This window comes from Mesorhizobium sp. LNHC221B00 (genome assembly GCF_000502935.1).
Classification (GTDB): domain Bacteria; phylum Pseudomonadota; class Alphaproteobacteria; order Rhizobiales; family Rhizobiaceae; genus Mesorhizobium; species Mesorhizobium opportunistum.
Genome location: NZ_AYWR01000006.1, coordinates 276,104 through 296,932, shown reverse-complemented (window position 1 = coordinate 296,932; position 20,829 = coordinate 276,104). Strand labels below are relative to the sequence as shown.

Here is a 20,829-nt window from a genome sequence, read left to right as displayed (position 1 = left end):
GTCTTGGAGGCGCGGGGGCGGGCTGGGGCGACCGAGGCTTTGCCGGGGCCGCGGTGGCAGGGACAGGCTGCAGGCCGCCATCTCCGGTCAGCGCCGGACGGCGCGGCGCGGCAAGGCGAATGTCGCGTTCGACGACGACATCGGTCGGGCCGCCGATCAGAAGCAGGTGCTCGATATCGTCGCGGCGCACCAGCACCAGCCGGCGATGGCTGTCGACGGCGGTGGCGTCCATGACGGCCAGCCGCGTCTTGCGGTTGCGGCCGCCGGCGACAAACGTGCCGAAGGTCAGGTTGCGGACAAGCCTGATGATGACAAGCACGATGACCAGCAGGATCAGCGCGGCGAAGGTCCACAGGAGTGCTGCCGCATAACCGGGGCCCGCCACGCTATCCAGCCACTGCATTGGTTTCCCCTGGTCGGTTTTGGAAAGTGAGGCGACACTAGACCGTTGCGGCTGGCCACCGCAAGTTACCTTTCACGCATCGTGAACAGCTTGAAACACTAGGAGGGCCGGTCGGCATCATTTTTATCTGACATTTGCCGCCCGGGCCTTTTCCGGACTAGGAGAATGTGATTCAACCGGCTAAAGCGCGTCGCGCTGAAGCCGATTCATGCGACGCGCCTTAGGTCCTTGTTTTCATGCAGGTCGTTTTTCCCAAAACCGAAGTCATTTTTGGGCGACATGCATTAGGGGGCGGGTGTCGGAACGTCGGACTTCACGAGCAGGGGGCATATGGCCAAGGAAGCGCGAGCCGATTTCTATCCGGTANTACACAGCCGCATGGAGAACATGCCGCAAGCGCGAGCCGATTTCTATCCGGTACCGATCGTCGACCAGAACACGCGACCGGGCGCGGTCACCCGGCTCATCATCTTCATCGTCGTTCTGACGGGGGCCGCGATCGTCTTCGGCCTGTTCCGCGAGCGCCTTGGCGATCCCTTCCTGCTCGGCATGCTCGGCGTGCTGGCGATGATCGGCGTCGGCTTCCTGTTCGCGACCGCGATCGGCTTCGTCCAGATCACGCCGCGCTCTACCGGCGACGAACTCTCCAAGGCCTTCGTCGATTCGATGTCGCAGGGGCTCCTGGTTACGGACACCAAGGGCCGCGTCGTCTACGCCAACCGGGCTTACGCCGACATGACCGGAGCCTCTTCGGCCGCCGACCTGAAGACGGTCGAAGGGCTGCTTTCTGATGTCCCCGAAGCCTCGGTGACGATTTACCGGTTGGCCTCCGGCTTGCGCGACGGCCAGCCGGGCGACGGCGAATTCCGGCTGGCGCAATCGATCCGGCCCGGCGCCGAACCGGGCGCCCGCTGGTACCGCGCCCGCGCGCGCGCCTTCAGCGTTCCGGGCCAGCGGCTGCCGATGCTGGCCTGGCAACTCGCCGATATTTCGCAGGAGCGGGCCGAGCAGGAGCGTTTCTTCCTCGACCTGCAGAAGGCCATCGACCATCTCGACCACGCGCCGGCCGGTTTCTTCTCCGCCGATCAGGACGGCCGCGTCACCTACATCAACGCCACGCTCGCCGAATGGCTGGGCATCGATCTCGCCAGCTTCACGCCTGGTGCGGTGAGCTTGCCCGATATAGTCGCGGGTGACGGCATGGCGCTGGTGCGCTCGGTCAAGGCCGATCCCGGCACGACACGCAACGCCGTCATCGATCTCGACCTGACGACGATGACCGGCGAAGCGCTGCCGGTGCGCTTCATGCATCGCGTTTCGGCCAGCCGCGAAGGTATCGGCGGCCCGACGCGCACGATCGTGCTCAACCGCACGCAAGGCGAAGATGCTTCCGCCGATCTGCGCGCTTCGGAAGTGCGCTTCACCCGGTTCTTCAATTCGACGCCGATGGCGATCGCCGGCGTCGATGCCAGCGGGCGCATCCTGCGCACCAATGCGCCGTTCCTGTCGCTGTTTTCCTCGGTCGTCGACCGGGATGCCGTGGATCGCCGGGTGCGGCTCGATACGGTGATCCACGGGCGCGACCGGCCGGCCTTTGCCGCCGCCTTCGAGAAGGCCCGGCAACGGCAGGCCGACATCGATCCGATCGACACCGTGCTGCCCGGCAACGAAGACCGGCATATCCGGTTCTACGTCAATGCCGTCGCCGACGGCACCGGCGGCGAGGGCGCCGAGGAATCGGCCATCGTCTACGCCGTCGACACGACCGAGCAGAAGGCGCTCGAAGGCCAGATGGCGCAAAGCCAGAAGATGCAGGCGGTCGGCCAGCTTGCCGGCGGCATCGCGCACGATTTCAACAACGTGCTGACCGCCATCATCATGGCGTCGGACCTGCTTTTGACCAATCACCGGCCGTCGGATCCGTCCTTCCCCGACATCATGAACATCAAGCAGAATGCCAACCGGGCGGCTTCGCTGGTCAGGCAGTTGCTGGCCTTCTCGCGCAAGCAGACGCTGCGGCCTGAAGTGCTGAACCTGACCGATGTGCTCGCCGATCTCAGGATGCTGCTTGCCCGCCTGGTCGGCAACGACATCAAGCTGAAGGTCGACCACGGCCGCGACCTGTGGCCGGTCAAGGTCGATATCGGCCAGTTCGAGCAGGTGGTGGTCAACCTGGCGGTCAACGCGCGCGATGCGATGCCGGCCGGCGGCGATCTCACGGTGCGCACCCGCAACGTCACCACCGAGGAATGCAAGACCTTCCCCTACCGCGAGCTTACCGCGGCCGACTATGTCGTGGTCGAAGTCGAGGACACCGGCAGCGGCATCGCGCCGGACGTGCTGAAGAAGATCTTCGAGCCGTTCTTCACCACCAAGGAAGTCGGCAAGGGCACGGGCCTTGGCCTGTCGATGGTCTACGGCATCATCAAGCAGACCGGCGGCTTCATTTTCTGTGATTCCGAAGTCGGCAAGGGATCGATCTTCCGCATCTTCCTGCCGCGTCACATCGCGGAAGCAAAGACGGCGGCCGAGCCCGGTGAAGCGCCGAGCGCGGCGCCGGCCAAGCCGGCCGACAGCACCAAGGACCTGTCCGGATCCGCCACGGTGCTGCTGGTCGAGGACGAGGATGCCGTGCGCATGGGCGGCATGCGGGCGCTGACCTCGCGCGGATATACGGTGCACGAGGCCTCCTCGGGGGTCGAGGCGCTGGAAGTGTTCGAAGCGCTTGGCGGCAAGGTCGACATCGTCGTTTCGGACGTGGTGATGCCGGAAATGGACGGGCCGACCCTGCTTGGCGAATTGCGCAAGCGTCAGCCGGACATCAAGTTCGTCTTCGTGTCCGGCTATGCCGAGGACGCATTCGCCAGGAACCTGCCGGCGGACGCGCAATTCGGGTTCCTGCCGAAGCCGTTCTCGCTCAAGCAACTGGCAACGATCGTCAAGGACGTGCTCGAATCGTAAATTAGGTGCTCCTGCTGCTCTGCCCTTGCGCAACGCGCTGACAACGCCATGATTGCGGGTGAAGGGCAGGCGGGTTCGGGAGCAGCTGTTGACGCCGCACATCGAAGCAAACAGGGGCGACTACGCCGATACGGTATTGCTGCCGGGTGACCCGCAGCGCGCCGAATGGATGGCGCGCACATTCCTGGAAGCGCCGCGCTGCGTCAATCGGCGGCGGGGTTCGCTCGGGTTTACCGGCCTGTTTCGGGGCCAGCCGGTCAGCATTCAGGCGACGGGTATCGGTGTCTCATCGTTCCTGATCTATGCCCATGAATTGCTTGGCTATTATGGCGTCCGAACATTGATCCGCACCGGCACCTGCGGCGGGCTGAGCGCGGAGGTCAAACTGCGTGGTCTGGTGATCTCGCGATGGGCACGGCCGGAAAATACCGAGAACGGTCAGGTCTTTGGCCTTTACGACGCCGACGCCGGCCCGGATGCGGGCCTTCTCGCTTGCGCATTGGCCAAGGCAGCCGAACTCGGCATCGACCACCACGCCGGTCTGACGGCCTGTACCGACATATTCTACCATCCTGAAGCGCATGCCCGCTATGCCGAAGCAAGAGCGCTTGGAGCGCTGGCCGTGGACATGGAAACCAGCGCGCTCTACCGCATCGCGGCGCATTTCGGAGCGAGGGCGTTATCGCTGCTGACCGTCGTCGACAATCTGGTTACCGGCGAATTGACCGACTATTCCGAACGCCAGGAACTCTTTGCCGATATGGGCCGGCTGGCGTTCGAAATCGCTGCGGAAGGGCGCTAGAACGGTCCACGATTTCACCGAAAGCCGCTCTAACTCTTTGTTTTGACGCAATTCCCAAGGGAAAACGCTACGCGCTTTTCCCTAGAAAACCGTTTCACTCTTTTCCTGAAATTTCTCTAGGCCGCTTCCCGCTTCAACGCCATTCGCTCATCCATGTCGGGCCGATGGCCGCGCAGATAGAGCGCGCAGGTCGTCCGCAGCATGGAGGCGAAGTTCGGGATTTCGCCGTTGATCTCGATGGCCTCGTCGTACAGCTTCGAGATGAATTTGGGCGTCGTCAGGTTCTGGCTTTCGGCGATTTCATCGAGCAGGGCCCAGAACGTCGCCTCGAGCTGGATGCTGGTCGAATGTCCGTCGATGCGGATCGACCGGTTGATCTGGCGATAGCCTTCCGGATCCTGCGCGGCAAAGACTCGGCACATTGTTACCTCCCGTTTTTGTTGGTCTTGGGTGCCGACGGAGCCGCCGGCGCCTTTTGAACACTGCCTGCGATTCCATCTTCCGTCGGACGCCCGGCAACGGCAATCAGACTTTCGTCCTTGAAGCGGGATGACACTAGCCGTTTTCCTGTCCCAGGCGTGGTAATCGGCTGCCACCACCTTTCCTGGCCGGCGCGCATAATCATCTTCGAAGCATGAAAGCTGCGGAGACTGATTTGGCGAAAGCGATCCACACCATGATCCGGGTTCTCGACGAGATCCGGTCCATCGATTTCTACAACAAGGCCTTCGGCCTCGATGTCGCCCAACGGCTGGATTTCGAGACGTTCACGCTCGTTTACCTCAGCAATGCCGATACACCTTTCGAAGTCGAGTTGACCGTCAACAAGGGTCGGCAGGAGCCTTATGCGCTCGGCGATGGCTATGGTCATCTCGCGGTTTCGGTCGCCGATCTCGACAGCGAACACGACCGGCTTGGCGCCCTCGGTCTCAATCCGAAGAAGATCGTCGAATTCAATCGCGACGGTTCACTCATCGCCCGCTTTTTCTTCATCGAGGACCCCGACGGCTACAAGATCGAGGTCCTGCAGCGTGGGGGACGCTTCCAATAGGAGATAACCCGCCGCGCGAACCGGCGCGGCGCCAGCAACGGCACCTCAGGGTGCGAACAGCAAGCAGGGAGGAAACTATGGTCACGATCTATGAGAGTAAGCCTGGCTACGAAAGGAAGCCTGGCCTGTCACGGCGCGAGCTTCTCAAACGCGGCGGCATCGGTGCGATGCTCGTCATCTCCGGCAGCGCCGTGATCAGCCCCGAACATGCCTGGGGGCTTGAGACATCGGCGCTGAAACCCGAGACGATGGCGACGCTGATCCAGGTGGCGCGCGACATCTATCCGCACGATCAGGTTCCGGACAAATATTACGCTGTCGCCGTCAAGGGCCATGACGAGATGGCCGGCAAGGATTCGGCCCACAAGGCGCTTATCGAAAACGGGATCGCCGACCTCGACAAGAAGGCCGGCAAGGACGGCTACCGCGGGCTTGGCTGGGAAGAGCAGCGGGTCGCACTGCTCAAGGACATCGAGAGCTCACCCTTCTTCCAGGCGGTTCGCGGCGGCCTCGTCGTAAGCCTCTACAACCAGAAGGAGGTCTGGCCGATCTTCGGGTATGAGGGCGAGGCCTATTCCAAGGGCGGCTACATCGCGCGCGGCTTCAACGACATCGAGTGGCTCTGAGCTGCCTGGCTCAACCGCATCCAATTGATTTCATGGGAGGAAACCATGGCAGCAGCATTTGATCTGAAGAACGATGGCGTGGTCGTCATCATCGGCTCGGGCGCCGGTGGCGGCACGCTCGGCAACGAACTTGCGCAGAAAGGCATCGACGTCGTCATCCTCGAGGCCGGCGCGCGCCACGTATATGAGGATTTCATCAACGACGAGTGGGATTCCTTTGCCCAACTCGCCTGGAAGGACAAGCGCACGACCTCAGGCGACTGGCGTGTGGCCAAGGATTTTCCGAACCTGCCGGCGTGGATCGTCAAGTCGGTCGGCGGTTCGACCACGCACTGGGCCGGAGCGTCGCTGCGCTTCCAGGAACATGAGTTCAAGACGCTGTCGAGCTACGGCAGACTGGAAGGCGCCAACCTTCTGGATTGGCCGGTCACATTGGCCGAGATGGAGCCTTACTACGCGAAGGCGGAAGCCAAGATGGGGGTGACCGGCACCAACGACTGGCCGCGGCTGCCCGGCAACAACAACTTCAAGGTGCTGAAGGCCGGCGCCGACAAGCTCGGCTACAAGGAATGCCACACCGGCAACATGGCGATCAATTCGGTCGAGCGCGACGATCGCATGTCCTGCCAGCAGACCGGCTTCTGCTTCCAGGGCTGCAAGTGGGGCGCCAAATGGTCGACGCTCTACACCGAAATCCCCAAGGGGGAGGCGACCGGCCATCTCGAAGTCCGGCCGAACGCCATGGCGGTCAAGATCAATCATGACGCCTCGGGCAAGGTGACCGGCGTGGTCTATGCCGACAAGGACGGCAAACTGCTGGAGCAGAAGGCCCGCATCGTCGCCGTTGCTGGCAACTCCATCGAAAGCCCGCGGCTGCTGCTCAACTCGCAATCAGCCAAGTTCCCGCATGGCCTCGCCAATTCGTCGGGCCAGGTGGGCAAGAACTACATGCGTCATACCACGGGCTCGGTCTATGCCATCTTCGACAAGCCGGTGCATATGTATCGCGGCACCACCATGGCCGGCATCATCCGCGACGAGGCGCGCCACGATCCATCGCGCGGCTTCGTCGGCGGCTACGAGTTCGAGACGCTGTCGCTCGGCCTGCCATTCATGGCGGCTTTCCTCGATCCGGGCAGCTGGGGCCGTTCCTTCACCACGGCGCTCGACCACTACGACCATATGGCCGGCCTGTGGATCGTGGGCGAGGACATGCCGCGCGCGGAAAACCGCATCACGCTGCATGCCGACGAGAAGGACGAGCACGGCATGCCTATCGCCGATGTGCATTTCGACGACCATCCCAACGACACCGCGATGCGCAACCATGCCTACAAGCAGGCTTCGGCGCTCTACGCAGCGGTCGGCGCCACACGCACTTTTCCGACGCCGCCCTATCCCTCGACCCACAATCTCGGCACCAACCGGATGAGCGAGAAGGCGCAAGACGGCGTCGTCAACAAGCATGGCCAGACGCACGACATCAAGAACCTGTTCGTGTCGGACGGCAGCCAGTTCACCACGGGTGCCGCGGAAAACCCGACACTCACCATCGTGTCGCTGGCGATCCGCCAGGCCGACTACATCGCCGCCCAGATGTCGGCCAAGACGATCTAACCCCCCAACTGCCTGCTGGCGCGGGGCCCGACAGGGTTCCGCGCCTTTTTTTCGTTTTAGTTCTTGGTGCAGGTCGAGGCGGTGAAGGCGCCGTCGGGCTGCTTCATGATGATGTCGAAGGAGGGCGGGTCCTGGCCGTCCAGCGTCGCCTGGGTCATCGACAGCGCGTTGCCGCCGGTGGTGTAGCCGCCCAATGGCCCCAGCCAGGTGATGACGCCGTTGGCATCCATCTGATAATTGTAACCCTGTTGGGCGGTGCCGAAGGTGACAGGGCCCGTATAGACATTTCCCTTGATGGTGATGTCGCCGAGGCTGAGGAACATGCCGAGCAGATAGACTTCGCAGTGATAAGTGCCGTCGGGCATCTTGCCGTCGCTGAAGTCGGCCCGCGCGGCCCCGGTTGCTGTCGCCAGAAACACCATGCCGATGAAAATGCGTGAAATCAGGGATGCCATGACGTCGCTCGGTTGAGCAGCGAGCTTGCCCTATTTTTGCGCTGTGCCGCAACATTTGTAATTCGCGACCTGTGCGTTTAGGCCAAAATCTAGGCATTTGCCGAAAATGGGCAAAATTTAGGCAGATACCGTATGCGCTGCGCAAAATTCCCTCAACCAATTTTTAACCGGCTCTCTTTGATTTGCTCAATCTAATATAATAACTGACTGATAATGTTCGTCTATTTGCCGATTTTCTATGCCCAGGAGGCGGTTGGCATGGGGGTTGCATTGCATTGTTGCGGTGCAATCAACCAGCTTGGGAGTCTTCGCTATGAGGGGTAATTTCTCGACAATAACAAAAATGTTCTCGGCAGGTGCGGTCGCCGCCGGCCTGTTGATGTCGGCGCCCGCCAGGGCGGCCGACGATACGATCAAGGTCGGCATCCTGCATTCGCTGTCGGGGACGATGGCGATTTCGGAGACGACGCTGAAGGATGCCATGTTGATGCTCATCGCCGAGCAGAACGCCAAGGGCGGCCTGCTCGGCAAGAAGCTCGAGGCCGTTGTCGTCGATCCGGCTTCAAACTGGCCGCTGTTCGCCGAAAAAGCGCGCGAGCTGATCTCCAAGGACAAGGTCGCCGCGGTGTTCGGCTGCTGGACCTCGGTATCACGCAAATCTGTGCTGCCGGTGTTCTCCGAGCTCGACAACATCCTGTTCTATCCCGTCCAGTATGAAGGCGAGGAAAGCGAGCGCAACGTGTTCTACACGGGCGCCGCTCCGAACCAGCAAGCGATCCCGGCTGTCGATTACCTGATGAGCGAAGATGGCGGCTCGGTGAAGCGCTGGGTGCTTGAAGGCACCGACTACGTCTATCCGCGCACCACCAACAAGATCCTCGAAGCCTATCTGAAGGCGAAGGGCGTCGCGGCCGAGGACATCATGACCAACTATACGCCGTTCGGTTTCTCCGACTGGCAGACGGAAGTTTCGGCGATCAAGAAGTTCGGTTCGGCCGGAAAGAAGACCGCTGTCGTCTCGACCGTCAACGGCGATGCCAATGTGCCGTTCTACAAGGAACTCGGCAACCAGGGCATCAAGGCCGAGGACATCCCGGTCATGGCCTTCTCGGTCGGCGAGGAAGAACTTGCCGGTCTCGACACCAAGCCGCTGGTCGGCCATCTCGCCGCCTGGAACTATTTCGAGAGCGTCAACACGCCCGAGAACAAGAAGTTCATCGCCGACTGGCACAAGTTCATCAAGAACAACAAGCGCACCACCAACGATCCGATGGAAGCCCACTATATCGGCTTCAACATGTGGGTGAAGGCGGTCCAGAAGGCCGGCACCACCGATCCGGACAAGGTGATCGATGCCATGATCGGCGTTTCGGTGCCGAACCTGACCGGCGGCTATTCGACGATGATGCCGAACCACCACATCACCAAGCCGGTGCTGATCGGTGAGATCCAGGCCAATGGCCAATTCGAAACGGTTTCGAAGACACCTGGTCTCGTGATGGGCGACGAATGGTCCGACTATTTGCCGGACTCCAAGGATTTGATCTCCGATTGGCGCAAGCCTCTGTCCTGCGGCAACTTCAACGTCGCTACCGGCAAGTGCGGCGGCAAGGGCACGAACTGATCCTCCCGGGCTGGACCTTGCGGTCCATGCCCAAGACCGCGCGCGTCCGGACGGTTTCCTCCACTGTCCGGACGCCCATTCAACCTTCAAGGATCACCAAGACCCGATGAAGATTTTCCATGCGACGGGCCTGACGCTTTTGTTCCTGGTGACGACGCTGTCGTCTTCGGGCGCCGCGGAAGCCGATCTGCGTGCAATTATTGCCAAGTTCGCGACGGTAACGGACTTTTCCGAGACGGGAGCCGTCGTTCACGAATTGACCGCCACAGGCGATCCCGCCGCCGAACCGGCGCTTGCTGCATTGGCTGACGGCAATCTTTACATTCGCACCGCCGACTCGATGGTGTTTATCGGCAAGGAAGGCGATGAAGGCGTCCAGCTTTTTGACCCGCTAAGCGGTGAGGCAGCTGGCGAGGCCTCCGAGGACGACATAACCAAGATCACTGTCAACAACACGCTGCGCCGCACCATCCGCGACGCGCTGGGCACGCTGACGCTTGGCGCCAAGGATCCGGCAGTGCGCATCAGTGCCGCCGACACCATGTTCAAGACACCCGACGCGGCCAACATCGAGCCGCTCGACGCGGCGATCGCCAATGAGACCGTCGCCAGCGTCAAGGCTCTGCTCGAACAGGCCCGCGCCGCATCGGTCCTGGTCTCGGATCGGCCGGAGGCCGACAAGCTTGCAGCCGTGGCGCTGATCGGGGCGCGGGGCGATCGCGACGCGGTTTCACTGCTGACTTCGGTCGAGGCGAATGCTTCGGGAGCCGTGAAGGAAGCCGCGACCGCAGCGATCGCCAACGTCAATTCGACGCTGGCCTTCTGGGATGCCGGCCAGAACATCTGGTACGGCATTTCCCTGGGGTCGGTGCTGTTGCTTGCCGCCATCGGCCTTGCCATCACCTTCGGCGTCATGGGCGTCATCAACATGGCGCATGGCGAGATGGTCATGCTCGGCGCCTACACCACCTTCGTCGTCCAGCAGGTGATCCGCACATCCTTTCCCGGCCTGTTCGACTGGTCGCTGGTGATCGCGCTGCCGCTTGCCTTCCTGGTTGCCGCGATCGTCGGTCTCGCCATCGAGCGCGGCGTCATCCGCTTCCTCTACGGACGGCCGCTGGAAACACTGCTGGCGACATGGGGCGTGTCGCTGATCCTGCAGCAGGCCGTACGCTCGATCTTCGGACCGACCAACCAGGAGGTCGGCAACCCCTCCTGGATGTCGGGTTCGTTCAATGTCGGACAGCTTGCGATCACCTGGAACCGGCTTTGGATCCTGGTCTTCGCGCTCACCGTCTTCGGCGTGCTGCTCTACGTGATGAAGCGTACGCCCTGGGGGCTGCAGATGCGCGCCGTCACCGCCAACCGGCGCATGGCCGCCTCGATGGGCATCAGGACGCCATGGGTCGACGCGCTGACCTTCGCGCTCGGCTCCGGCATTGCCGGCATTGCCGGCGTCGCGCTCAGCCAGATCGACAACGTCTCGCCCAATCTCGGCCGCGGCTACATCATCGACAGTTTCATGGTCGTCGTCTTCGGCGGCGTCGGCAATCTGTGGGGCACGCTGGTCGGCGCCTTTTCGCTCGGTATCGTCAACAAGTTCCTCGAGCCTTACGCCGGCGCCGTGCTCGGCAAGATCGTCGTGCTGGTGCTGATCATCCTGTTCATCCAGAAGCGTCCGCGCGGCCTGTTCGCGCTCAAGGGCAGGGCGGTGGAAGCATGATCACCGGACGCTTCTTCGCCGCCGGCGCGGACCGCCGCATCGCCATCACCATCTTCATCCTGCTGGCTGTCGCCATCATCGTGCCGCTGCTCAATCTCGCAGTGTCCCCGGCGAGCGCCTTCTACATCCCGTCCTATATCGTGGCGCTGACCGGCAAGTATCTTTGCTACGCGCTGCTGGCGCTGTCGCTCGACCTGGTCTGGGGCTATTGCGGCATTCTCTCGCTCGGCCACGGCGCCTTCTTCGCGCTCGGCGGCTATGCGATGGGCATGTATCTGATGCGCCAGATCGGCTCGCGCGGTGTCTATGGCAACCCGATCCTGCCGGATTTCATGGTGTTCCTGAACTACAAGGCATTGCCCTGGTTCTGGACCGGTTTCGACCATTTCTGGTTCGCGGCGATCATGGTGCTCGCAGTGCCTGGCCTGCTCGCCTTCGTCTTCGGCTGGTTCGCTTTCCGCAGCCGCGTCACCGGCGTCTATCTGTCCATCATCACCCAGGCGATGACCTATGCGCTGCTGCTTGCCTTCTTCCGCAACGACATGGGTTTCGGCGGCAATAACGGGCTGACCGATTTCAAGGATATTCTGGGCTTCAACGTGCAGGCCGACGCGACCCGCTCGGCGCTGTTCGCGGCCAGCGCCGTGATGCTTGCGCTTGCCGTGTTCCTGACCTGGGCGATCGTCGGCTCGAAATACGGCAAGCTCCTGATGGCCGTGCGCGACGCCGAGAGCCGCACGCGCTTCCTCGGCTGGCGGGCGGAGAACCTAAAACTGTTCGCCTTCACGGTCTCTGCCGTGATGGCCGGCATTGCCGGCGCGCTCTACGTGCCGCAGGTCGGCATCATCAATCCCGGCGAGTTCGAGCCGTCCAACTCGATCGAGGTGGTGATCTGGGCAGCCGTTGGCGGCCGCGGCACCATCGTCGGGCCGATCCTCGGTGCGTTGCTCGTCAATGCCGGGAAATCCTGGTTCACCGGCGTGCTGCCGGAACTGTGGCTGTTCGCGCTCGGCGGCCTGTTCGTCGCCGTCACGCTGCTGCTGCCGAAGGGGATCGTCGGCATGTGGGACAGCTGGCGCGGCAATGCCAGGGCGTTGCGCGCGGCCGCCGCCGCTGAAGAAGCCGGCGCCAGGGTTGGAATGGCGCCCGCGACATCGAAGCCCGTGCGCTCGCCGGCGAGGAATCCAGGCGAATGGTCCTTGTCCGACCCCGAACCGCAGGCGGCGGAGTAGGCGACCATGAGCAAGTCGAACACCATCCTCTACCTCGACGGCGTCTCGGTCTCCTTCGACGGGTTTCGCGCCATCAACAATTTGTCGCTGGTGCTCGACAAGGGCGAGATGCGGGCCATCATCGGCCCCAACGGCGCCGGCAAGACGACGATGATGGACATCGTCACCGGCAAGACGCGGCCCGACGAGGGCGAAGTGTTCTTCGACGGCCAAGTCGATCTGACCCGGCATGACGAGGCCGAGATCGCCATGATGGGCATCGGCCGCAAATTCCAGAAACCGACGGTCTTCGAAAGCCACACGATCGAGGACAATCTGATGCTGGCGCTGAAGGGACCGCGCTCGATCTTCCCGGCGCTTTTCCATCGCCGTTCCGCAGCCGAGGCGCGGCAGATCGACGATATTCTCGGCATCATCCGGCTTGGCGACAAACGTGGCGAAATCGCAGCCAATCTCAGCCACGGCCAGAAGCAGTGGCTGGAGATCGGCATGCTCCTGGCGCAGGATCCGAAGCTGTTGCTGGTCGACGAGCCGGTCGCCGGCATGACCGATGCCGAGACCGAGGAGACTGCGCGGCTGCTCAGGGATATCGCACGCGACCATTCGGTCATCGTCGTCGAGCACGACATGCATTTCGTGCGCGAGCTTGGCGTCAAGGTCACCTGCCTGCATGAGGGCTCGGTGCTCTCCGAAGGCTCGCTCGACTTCGTCTCGGCCGACGAGCGCGTCGTCGAAGTCTATCTGGGGAGATGAACATGGTGTGGCGGGTGCAATTCCATCGCTTCGATCTGTCGTTCCTCCGCTTCTGGAAAAGGCGCTGACATGCTCGAAGTTTCCAATGCCACGCTCCACTATGGCGCCGCCCAGGCGCTGCGCGGCGTGTCACTGAAGGCGGGCGCCGGCAAGATCACCTGCGTGCTCGGCCGCAATGGCGTCGGCAAGACCAGTTTGATGAGATCGATCGTCGGACACCACCGGCTGACGAGCGGAAGCGTTGCCTTCGAGGGGAAGGCGCTCGACCGGAGCGCGGCGTATGACCGCGCCCGGTCGGGCATCGCATTCGTGCCGCAGGGCAGGGAGATCTTTCCGCTGCTCACGGTGCGGGAAAATCTCGAATCCGGCTTCGCGCCGTTGAAGCGGGCCGACCGCAACGTGCCGGCGCATGTCTTCGAGTTGTTTCCAGTGCTCAAGCAGATGCTTGGCCGCCGCGGCGGTGACCTGTCCGGCGGCCAGCAGCAGCAGCTCGCCATCGGTCGGGCGCTGGTGATGCGGCCGAAACTCCTGGTGCTCGACGAGCCGACGGAAGGCATCCAGCCGTCGATCATCAAGGATATCGGTCGCGCCATTCGCTATCTGCGCGATCAGGCCGGCATCGCGGTGCTGCTGGTCGAGCAATATCTCGACTTCTGCCGGGAACTCGCCGACGAGGTCAACATCATGGACCGCGGCCAGATCGTCCATACCGGCCCGGCCGAAGATTTAGACCGGGCTGATGTGCGGAAGTTCCTTACCGTCTAGAATCGTCTCGTCGTCATCCTAGGGCGTAGCAAGGAGTGAAGCGACGCGGTGCAGACCCCGGGATCCATGCCGTGAGATCCGCCGAAGAGTGCATCGGCGTAGAATAGAAACCCTCTTCGGCGCACTGATCGATCCCAGATACTGCACCGTGGCGGCGCTTTTAAAGTCACGGCATGGATCCTTGGGTCTTCGCTCCGCTTCGCGTTCGCTACGCCCAAGGATGACGAAGTCGCGAGGTGCGCTGCGGCGCTCAATCTTTCTTCAAAGATTACTGTACGTCACTGGCACGCTCAATATCGCGTGCTAGTCTTTCCCTTGGCTTTGTGAGTCGGCCGCTTCCGTATCAGTCTGGTTATCGCGGATCGAGGAGCACGGCCAATGCCGGGCAAGTTTCACGCAAGCAAGGCTGCCTAGCTTCCCTCCTGCGATCTCTGTCGTTCAAACGCGTTTGGGCACACAGGCTAAGGGACAGCCATGGAACGTTACGTCGAGGATTACCAGAAGCGGCGGCTTACCGAACGCGTCGACATCATCGCTGCCATCAACATCTTGAGATCACAGGGCTGCGACTACGACGATCTGATCGAGGAGATCACCAAGGTCTTCTATGTCGATCTCGATACCTTCAATGAGATCGTCATGGCGGCATAGGAGCCGCGTTCGTCCACCCGCGATCAGAGGCTGGTATTGATAGGCGTGATCAGCTCGCGCGCCGGAACGGAGAAGCGATGACGACGCAGTTGCGGCCGCCGCGTTTGGCGTCGTAGAGTGCCTTGTCGGCGGCGCTGAGCACCTTGTCGAAGCTCGGGCCGTCCTTGGCGCCGAAGGCAAACCCGGCGCTGACCGTGCATGTCAGCGAGCCCATCTCGGTTTCTATCCGGCGCGCCGCGAAAGCGGTCCGGATGCGCTCTGCCGCTGCCTCCACGGTCTCCGGCAGGGTGCGTTTCAGCACCAGCGCGAATTCCTCGCCGCCCATGCGCGCGGCGACATCGGTCTGGCGAAGATTGCCGGCGAGTTCGCTGGCGAACACCCTCAGCACCTCGTCGCCCGCCGCGTGGCCGAATTCATCGTTGATGGTCTTGAAGTTGTCGAGGTCGAAGACGACGATCGCGGTAAAAGCTCCGACCGGCGCATTGCCATGCATGTCGAACAGCGCGCGCCGGTTGAGCAGGCCGGTCAAGGGATCGGTCAATGCGTTGCGGCGGTGATGCCTGGCCAGACGGCCCTGGTTGAGGGCAAGCGACAACGCGCCGATGCCGGTCATGCTGGCGATGACCACGATCAGGCTCAGTTCCTCGGCCCAGTTGCTCGGCGCATGCCCCAGTACCAGTCTTCCGTTCCAACCGAGAACCATGGCGCACAGTACAAAGGACGTGGCCGTGGCCGAATAGAGCGCGGTGATGCCGATCGTCAGGGCGGGGGCTTCGTCGCGACCTCTCCAATATTCGAACGCCGTCGCGAACAGAAGCAAGGCCGCGAACAGGTTCTCGAACATGAAGCCAAGGCCGTCATAGCCCAGAGCCATGGGCGGCAGCGCCACCGCCAGCGATATGCAGCCCAACAAAGCTCGCGGCATCGGCGAGCCGCCGGTCCTGAACTGGTAGGCGGCACCCAGCATGGTCGAAAAACCAATCAGCAGGAAGGCCAGCGCGGCGATGCCCAGCAGGCGGCCGGGCATGTCGATATAGGCGTCATAGACAAAGATGTCGCCGACAACGAAAACCAGGCTGGTCGCCCATGTCAGCAGGAATCGCTCCGACCGGGCGGTCAGCCACATGCCGAACAATGTCAGGCCCAGGCAAGCAGCGGAAAAACCGACAGCCAGCAGAAGTGAAGTGTAGTCGAGCGACATGCCCCTCTTTCCCTGCCGACGGCGGTTCCAGCTCTGCGGCTTGGCGTCGTCGCATTCATGCGGCAAGGAAGTGTCGATAAGGTTACGATCATGGCGAAGATGCCGCGAATAGGCGCTTTGCTACGCGTACAAAGCATAGATGACGCGCTTTAAGCATGTGGCCGGATACGACTGAAGCTCGTCAGCCAGCCACTCGCTTCATCAGCGCCATCGCCCCGAACGGCGCGCGCACCTTGCCCTCGGTGATGAAGTAGACGAACACGTCGCGCGGCTGGACCGGCGCATCGGTCTTGGGATCGGCACGCCGCAGGTCTTCCGGCTGCTTGCCCTGCGCCCAGGTCTTTGCCCGCGCCGCCCACTCGTCGAGGCCCTTTGGCGTGTAGCAATCGGGATTGTCGTCCGAGCCGGTTTGCAGCCGCGCATAGACGAAATCACTGGTGACGTCGGCGATGTCAGGATATTTGGCATGATCGGCATAGACGATCGCCGCCTTGTATTTGCGCGCCAGGGCCGCGAACTCCGGCACCACGAAACTGTCGTTGCGCACTTCGAGCGCGTGGCGCAGCGCGACGCCATCCTGCTTTTCCGGCAAGAGTTTCAGAAAGGCCTCGAAATCGTCCGGATCGAATTTCTTGGTCGGCGCGAACTGCCACAGGATTGGCCCGAGCTTGTCGCCAAGTGCCGCAACGCCGGAGCCGAGGAAGCGCATCATCGATTCGCCGGCTTCGCCGAGCACGCGCCGGTTGGTGACGAAGCGGTTGCCTTTCAGCGAGTAGACAAACCCATCCGGTGCCTCGTTGGCCCATTTGACGAAGGTCGGTTCCTTGAAGCTGGAATAATAGGTGCCGTTGACTTCGATGCTCGGCACCTGCCGGCTGGCATATTGCAGCTGCTTGGCCTTCGACAGCTTGTCCGGATAGAAGGACTTATCCCATGGCTCGAAGGTCCAGCCGCCCATGCCCGCGCGGATTGTTCCGGATTTGGTCATTATCATCCTCCCAAGTTCAGAAAAATCAGCCCGTCGTGTTCTCGTCGATCGGTTTTGCCATGTCGACAAGCATCCATCCTGGCCGATAGGGATTGGGCCGGCGACCCGTTTCGCGATAGCCGTATGCGAGATAGAGCGCGATGTTCCGTTCCATTTTCGCATTGGTGTAGAGCCGTATCTCCGGCAGGCCCCACAAGCGCGTCTGTTGATCCGCGTGATTGAGCAGCTTTATGCCAAAACCCTTGCCCTGGAAGGCGGGCGACACCGCGACGGAGAAGATCATCGCGTGGTCCTCATGCCGCTCCAGTGTGAGCACGCCCGCCAGTTCGCCGCCGCTCTCCAGCAGCCAGACCTCGCCGCGCCCGATCCGCGGCGCATAGTCTTCGGTGACCGGGATCGGCGGCCCGCCGAACAGCGCGGTATAGGGCGCGTACGCCGCTTGCGTCAGCGAAACGATTGCGGCGAGATCCTCTGGGCGGGCCGCTCTGAGCTTCATACTCACTCCGCCGCTTCGCGCTTGCCTCCGGGGCGCCGCTCCAGAAGCTCCTTGAGGAACTGGCCGGTGTAGCTGCGCTTTTCGCGCACGATCGCTTCCGGCGTGCCGGACGCGACAAGCTCGCCGCCGCCGTCGCCGCCTTCGGGGCCGAGGTCGAGCACCCAGTCGGCGGTCTTGATCACTTCGAGATTGTGCTCGATGACCACCACCGTGTTGCCCTGGTCGACCAGTTCGTGCAGCACTTCCAACAGTTTGGCGACGTCGTGGAAATGCAGGCCGGTGGTCGGCTCGTCGAGGATGTAGAGCGTCTTGCCGGTCGCCTTGCGCGACAGTTCCTTGGCGAGTTTTATCCGCTGCGCCTCGCCGCCGGACAGTGTCGTCGCCTGCTGACCGATATGGATATAGCCGAGGCCGACCTGTTTCAACGTGTCGAGCTTGTCGCGTACGCCGGGCACGGCGGCGAAGAAGTCGACGCCTTCCTCGACCGTCATGTCGAGCACGTCGGCGATCGACTTGCCCTTGAACAGCACGTCGAGCGTCTCGCGGTTGTAGCGCTTGCCGTGGCAGACGTCGCAGGTGACGTAGACGTCGGGCAGGAAGTGCATCTCGATCTTGATGACGCCGTCGCCCTGGCAGGCCTCGCAGCGGCCGCCCTTGACGTTAAAGGAGAAACGCCCGGGCTGATAACCACGCGCCTTGGCCTCCGGCAGTCCGGCGAACCAGTCGCGGATCGGCGTGAAGGCGCCGGTGTAGGTGGCGGGGTTCGAACGCGGCGTGCGGCCGATCGGCGACTGGTCGATGTCGATGACCTTGTCGAGGAATTCGAGACCCTCGATACGATCATGATCGGCCGGATGCTCGCGCGACCCCATGATGCGGCGCGAGGCCGCCTTGAACAGCGTTTCGATCAGGAAGGTCGACTTGCCGCCGCCCGACACGCCGGTGACGGCGGTGAAGGTGCCGAGCGGGATTTCGGCGGTGACGTTCTTCAGATTGTTGCCGCGCGCGCCGACGATTTTCAGGCGGCGATTCTTTTTCGCCTCACGCCGAACACCGGGGGTGGCGACTTCCAGCGCGCCCGACAGATATTGGCCGGTGATCGAATTGGGGTTGGCCATCACCTGCTGGGGTGTGCCCTGGGCGATGATCTCGCCGCCGTGGATGCCGGCGGCCGGTCCCATGTCGACGACATAGTCGGCATGCAGGATGGCGTCCTCGTCATGCTCGACGACGATCACCGTGTTGCCGATGTCGCGCAGGTGCTTCAGCGTGTCGAGCAGCCGCGTGTTGTCGCGCTGATGCAGGCCGATCGACGGCTCGTCCAGCACGTAGAGCACGCCGGTCAGGCCCGAGCCGATCTGCGACGCCAGCCGGATGCGCTGGCTCTCGCCGCCCGACAGGGTGCCGGAATTGCGCGACAATGTCAGGTAGTCGAGACCGACATCGTTGAGGAAGCGCAGCCGCTCGCGGATTTCCTTCAGCACCCGCACCGCGATTTCGTTCTGCTTGTCGTTGAGCTGGGCGGGCAGGTCGGTGAACCATTTGTCGGCATTTCGGATCGACTGCTCGGTGACCTCGCCGATGTGTTTTCCCGCGATCTTCACCGCCAGCGCTTCCGGCTTCAGCCGGTAGCCCTTGCAGACCGGGCAAGGCGTCGCCGACATGAAGCGCTCGATCTCCTCGCGCATCCAGGCGGATTCGGTCTCCTTCCAGCGCCGTTCGAGATTGGGGATGACGCCTTCGAAGGTCTTGGTTGTCTTGTAGGAGCGCAAGCCATCATCGTATTGGAAGGTGATCTCGCGCTCGCCGGTGCCGCGCAGGATCGCGTCCTGGGCCTCGGTGGTCAGATCCTTGAACTTGTCGCCGAGCTTGAAGTTGTAAGCCTTGCCCAGCGCTTCGAGCGTCTGCGAGTAGTAGGGCGAGGTCGATTTCGCCCACGGGCTGACGGCGCCGTCGCGCAGCGATATGTTCTCGTCGGGCACGACGAGGTTGGGGTCGATGGCACGCTGGCTGCCGAGACCGTCGCAAGTCGGGCAGGCGCCGAACGGGTTGTTGAACGAGAACAGGCGCGGCTCGATCTCGGGAATGGTGAAACCGGACACCGGACAGGCGAATTTTTCCGAGAACAGGACGCGCTCATGCGTCTCGTTCTTCGACTTGTTGACCGAATCCTCGCCGGTTTGGCTGGCGTCGAGCGGCTTGTCGGCGAACTCGGCCACCGCCAGTCCCTCGGCGAGCTTCAGCGCCGTCTCGATGGAGTCGGCAAGCCTTGTGGCAAGATCGCCGCGCACGACGATGCGGTCGACGACGACATCGATGTCATGCTTGTATTTCTTGTCCAGCGCCGGAACGTCGGCGATTTCATAGAAGACGCCGTCGACCTTGACGCGCTGAAAGCCCTTCTTCTGCAGTTCGAGGAGCTCCTTGCGGTACTCGCCCTTGCGGCCGCGCACGATGGGCGCCAGCAGGAACAGTCGGGTGCCTTCCTCGAGCGCCAGCACGCGGTCGACCATCTGGCTGACCGTCTGGCTCTCGATCGGCAGGCCCGTGGCCGGCGAATAGGGAACGCCGACACGCGCGAACAGCAGGCGCATGTAGTCGTAGATCTCGGTGACGGTGCCGACCGTCGAACGCGGGTTCTTCGATGTAGTCTTCTGCTCGATTGAGATGGCCGGCGACAGGCCGTCGATCTGGTCGACGTCAGGCTTCTGCATCATTTCGAGGAATTGCCGCGCATAGGCCGACAGGCTTTCGACATAGCGGCGCTGGCCTTCGGCATAGATGGTGTCGAAGGCAAGCGACGACTTGCCGGAGCCCGACAGGCCGGTCATGACGATCAGGCTGTCACGCGGCAGATCGAGATCGACGTTCTTCAGATTGTGTTCGCGCGCCCCGCGAATGGAAAGGAATTTATGGTCGGCCATCGCCGGTCGCCGCCTCAGATCTGGAATTCATGGGATTGGCGGGCTTTTCCCGGCCATCCCTTATGTAGGTGTTTTTGCCGCCACGTCGAGAGACGCCACAACTCCCGACAGAAGTCGTTTAACCGTCTTTCGCGCGAACGGGCAAGTGGAAAGAACAAAGGCCGAACACGCTCCTGACAAAGCTGTGCAAAAACTGACCTGAACGTAACCTCCCGGAGATCACATTTTTCCGTAACCGGCTATTGGCGGTTGACGCAGCAGGCTCACGGGAGCAGTCTCCCGATGTCAACGAAGCCGGCCGTCTTTCGATGGCCTCGCCGCCCCAAGGCGGCCTGCGAGACGCCGCAGGCATTGCGATTTGCGCTTCGAGACGAATGTCGCAACGGACAAAGGAGCGGAGCATGACGCCACCTGATAGTCCCCAAGGGCTCCGCATCTAGCTGGAGCCGCGGCAGGCACAAGTGTGAGGATCAGCTTCGACGCTGCCCGACAAACCGTGACCGGCCGTATCCCACAAAAATCAGAGACTACTAGTCGGATCGTCGGCTGAATGCCGC

Annotated in this window: 17 protein-coding genes and 1 pseudogene; 11 read left to right on the top strand and 7 right to left on the bottom strand. The window is 62.4% G+C overall.

Going from position 1 to position 20,829, the window contains the following annotated elements:
- Positions 1-403: pseudogene (locus X741_RS155380) on the bottom strand (flagellar biosynthetic protein FliO); the annotation flags it as partial.
- 387 nt (positions 404-790) lie between these two features.
- On the opposite strand from X741_RS155380, the gene X741_RS155385 reads away from it, so the two are divergent.
- Positions 791-3,364 carry a PAS domain-containing sensor histidine kinase gene (locus X741_RS155385; protein WP_023777514.1) on the top strand — a complete coding sequence of 858 codons (2,574 nt, stop codon included), beginning with the start codon at positions 791-793 and terminating at the stop codon, positions 3,362-3,364.
- An 88-nt stretch (positions 3,365-3,452) separates the two neighbouring features.
- Positions 3,453-4,166, top strand: a complete 714-nt coding sequence (locus X741_RS155390) for a DeoD-type purine-nucleoside phosphorylase (RefSeq protein ID WP_023777513.1) — start codon at positions 3,453-3,455, stop codon at positions 4,164-4,166.
- A 116-nt stretch (positions 4,167-4,282) separates the two neighbouring features.
- Here the strand turns inward: X741_RS155390 and X741_RS155395 are convergent, their stop codons facing one another.
- Positions 4,283-4,588 (bottom strand): ribbon-helix-helix domain-containing protein, encoded by a 306-nt coding sequence (locus X741_RS155395; protein ID WP_013895274.1) that lies wholly within the window; start codon positions 4,586-4,588, stop codon positions 4,283-4,285.
- A gap of 233 nt (positions 4,589-4,821) precedes the next feature.
- Here X741_RS155395 and X741_RS155400 point away from each other — a divergent pair, with 233 nt between their 5' ends.
- The 3 genes from X741_RS155400 to X741_RS155410 all read left to right on the top strand — a co-directional run bounded on the left by X741_RS155400 (position 4,822) and on the right by X741_RS155410 (position 7,460).
- Complete coding sequence (locus tag X741_RS155400) at positions 4,822-5,217, top strand: VOC family protein (protein WP_023777512.1); 396 nt, start codon at positions 4,822-4,824, stop codon at positions 5,215-5,217.
- A gap of 77 nt (positions 5,218-5,294) precedes the next feature.
- Positions 5,295-5,843, top strand: a complete 549-nt coding sequence (locus tag X741_RS155405) for a twin-arginine translocation pathway signal (RefSeq protein WP_023777511.1) — start codon at positions 5,295-5,297, stop codon at positions 5,841-5,843.
- 45 nt (positions 5,844-5,888) lie between these two features.
- Positions 5,889-7,460, top strand: coding sequence for a GMC family oxidoreductase (locus X741_RS155410; RefSeq protein ID WP_023777510.1), 1,572 nt, complete (start codon positions 5,889-5,891; stop codon positions 7,458-7,460).
- 56 nt (positions 7,461-7,516) lie between these two features.
- Here X741_RS155410 and X741_RS155415 read toward each other — a convergent pair whose 3' ends face one another.
- Complete coding sequence (locus tag X741_RS155415; RefSeq protein WP_023764836.1) at positions 7,517-7,915, bottom strand: hypothetical protein; 399 nt, start codon at positions 7,913-7,915, stop codon at positions 7,517-7,519.
- Positions 7,916-8,228: 313 nt separating this feature from the next.
- On the opposite strand from X741_RS155415, the gene urtA reads away from it, so the two are divergent.
- From urtA to X741_RS1000000168180, 6 genes are all read left to right on the top strand, one after another.
- Positions 8,229-9,539 (top strand): urea ABC transporter substrate-binding protein, encoded by a 1,311-nt coding sequence (urtA, locus tag X741_RS155420; RefSeq protein ID WP_023777508.1) that lies wholly within the window; start codon positions 8,229-8,231, stop codon positions 9,537-9,539.
- 106 nt (positions 9,540-9,645) lie between these two features.
- Positions 9,646-11,262, top strand: a complete 1,617-nt coding sequence (gene urtB / locus X741_RS155425) for an urea ABC transporter permease subunit UrtB (protein ID WP_023777507.1) — start codon at positions 9,646-9,648, stop codon at positions 11,260-11,262.
- A complete protein-coding gene (urtC, locus tag X741_RS155430) occupies positions 11,259-12,494 on the top strand; it encodes an urea ABC transporter permease subunit UrtC (RefSeq protein WP_023777506.1) in 1,236 nt (411 codons plus the stop codon). Before urtB ends, urtC begins: the two co-directional genes overlap by 4 nt.
- Before the next feature lie 6 nt (positions 12,495-12,500).
- Positions 12,501-13,247: an urea ABC transporter ATP-binding protein UrtD gene (gene urtD, locus X741_RS155435; protein ID WP_013895282.1), complete on the top strand. Its 747-nt coding sequence runs from the start codon at positions 12,501-12,503 to the stop codon at positions 13,245-13,247.
- Positions 13,248-13,316: 69 nt separating this feature from the next.
- Positions 13,317-14,012, top strand: coding sequence for an urea ABC transporter ATP-binding subunit UrtE (urtE, locus tag X741_RS155440; RefSeq protein WP_013895283.1), 696 nt, complete (start codon positions 13,317-13,319; stop codon positions 14,010-14,012).
- A gap of 474 nt (positions 14,013-14,486) precedes the next feature.
- Positions 14,487-14,663: a hypothetical protein gene (locus tag X741_RS1000000168180; protein ID WP_013531844.1), complete on the top strand. Its 177-nt coding sequence runs from the start codon at positions 14,487-14,489 to the stop codon at positions 14,661-14,663.
- A 49-nt stretch (positions 14,664-14,712) separates the two neighbouring features.
- Here the strand turns inward: X741_RS1000000168180 and X741_RS155445 are convergent, their stop codons facing one another.
- From X741_RS155445 to uvrA, 4 genes are all read right to left on the bottom strand, one after another.
- Positions 14,713-15,864 (bottom strand): GGDEF domain-containing protein, encoded by a 1,152-nt coding sequence (locus X741_RS155445; protein ID WP_023777505.1) that lies wholly within the window; start codon positions 15,862-15,864, stop codon positions 14,713-14,715.
- A gap of 181 nt (positions 15,865-16,045) precedes the next feature.
- Positions 16,046-16,852, bottom strand: a complete 807-nt coding sequence (locus tag X741_RS155450) for a DUF72 domain-containing protein (protein WP_013895285.1) — start codon at positions 16,850-16,852, stop codon at positions 16,046-16,048.
- A gap of 25 nt (positions 16,853-16,877) precedes the next feature.
- Positions 16,878-17,348, bottom strand: coding sequence for a GNAT family N-acetyltransferase (locus X741_RS155455; RefSeq protein WP_023777504.1), 471 nt, complete (start codon positions 17,346-17,348; stop codon positions 16,878-16,880).
- A gap of 2 nt (positions 17,349-17,350) precedes the next feature.
- Positions 17,351-20,272 (bottom strand): excinuclease ABC subunit UvrA, encoded by a 2,922-nt coding sequence (gene uvrA / locus X741_RS155460; protein WP_023777503.1) that lies wholly within the window; start codon positions 20,270-20,272, stop codon positions 17,351-17,353.
- Positions 20,273-20,829 lie beyond the last annotated feature (557 nt).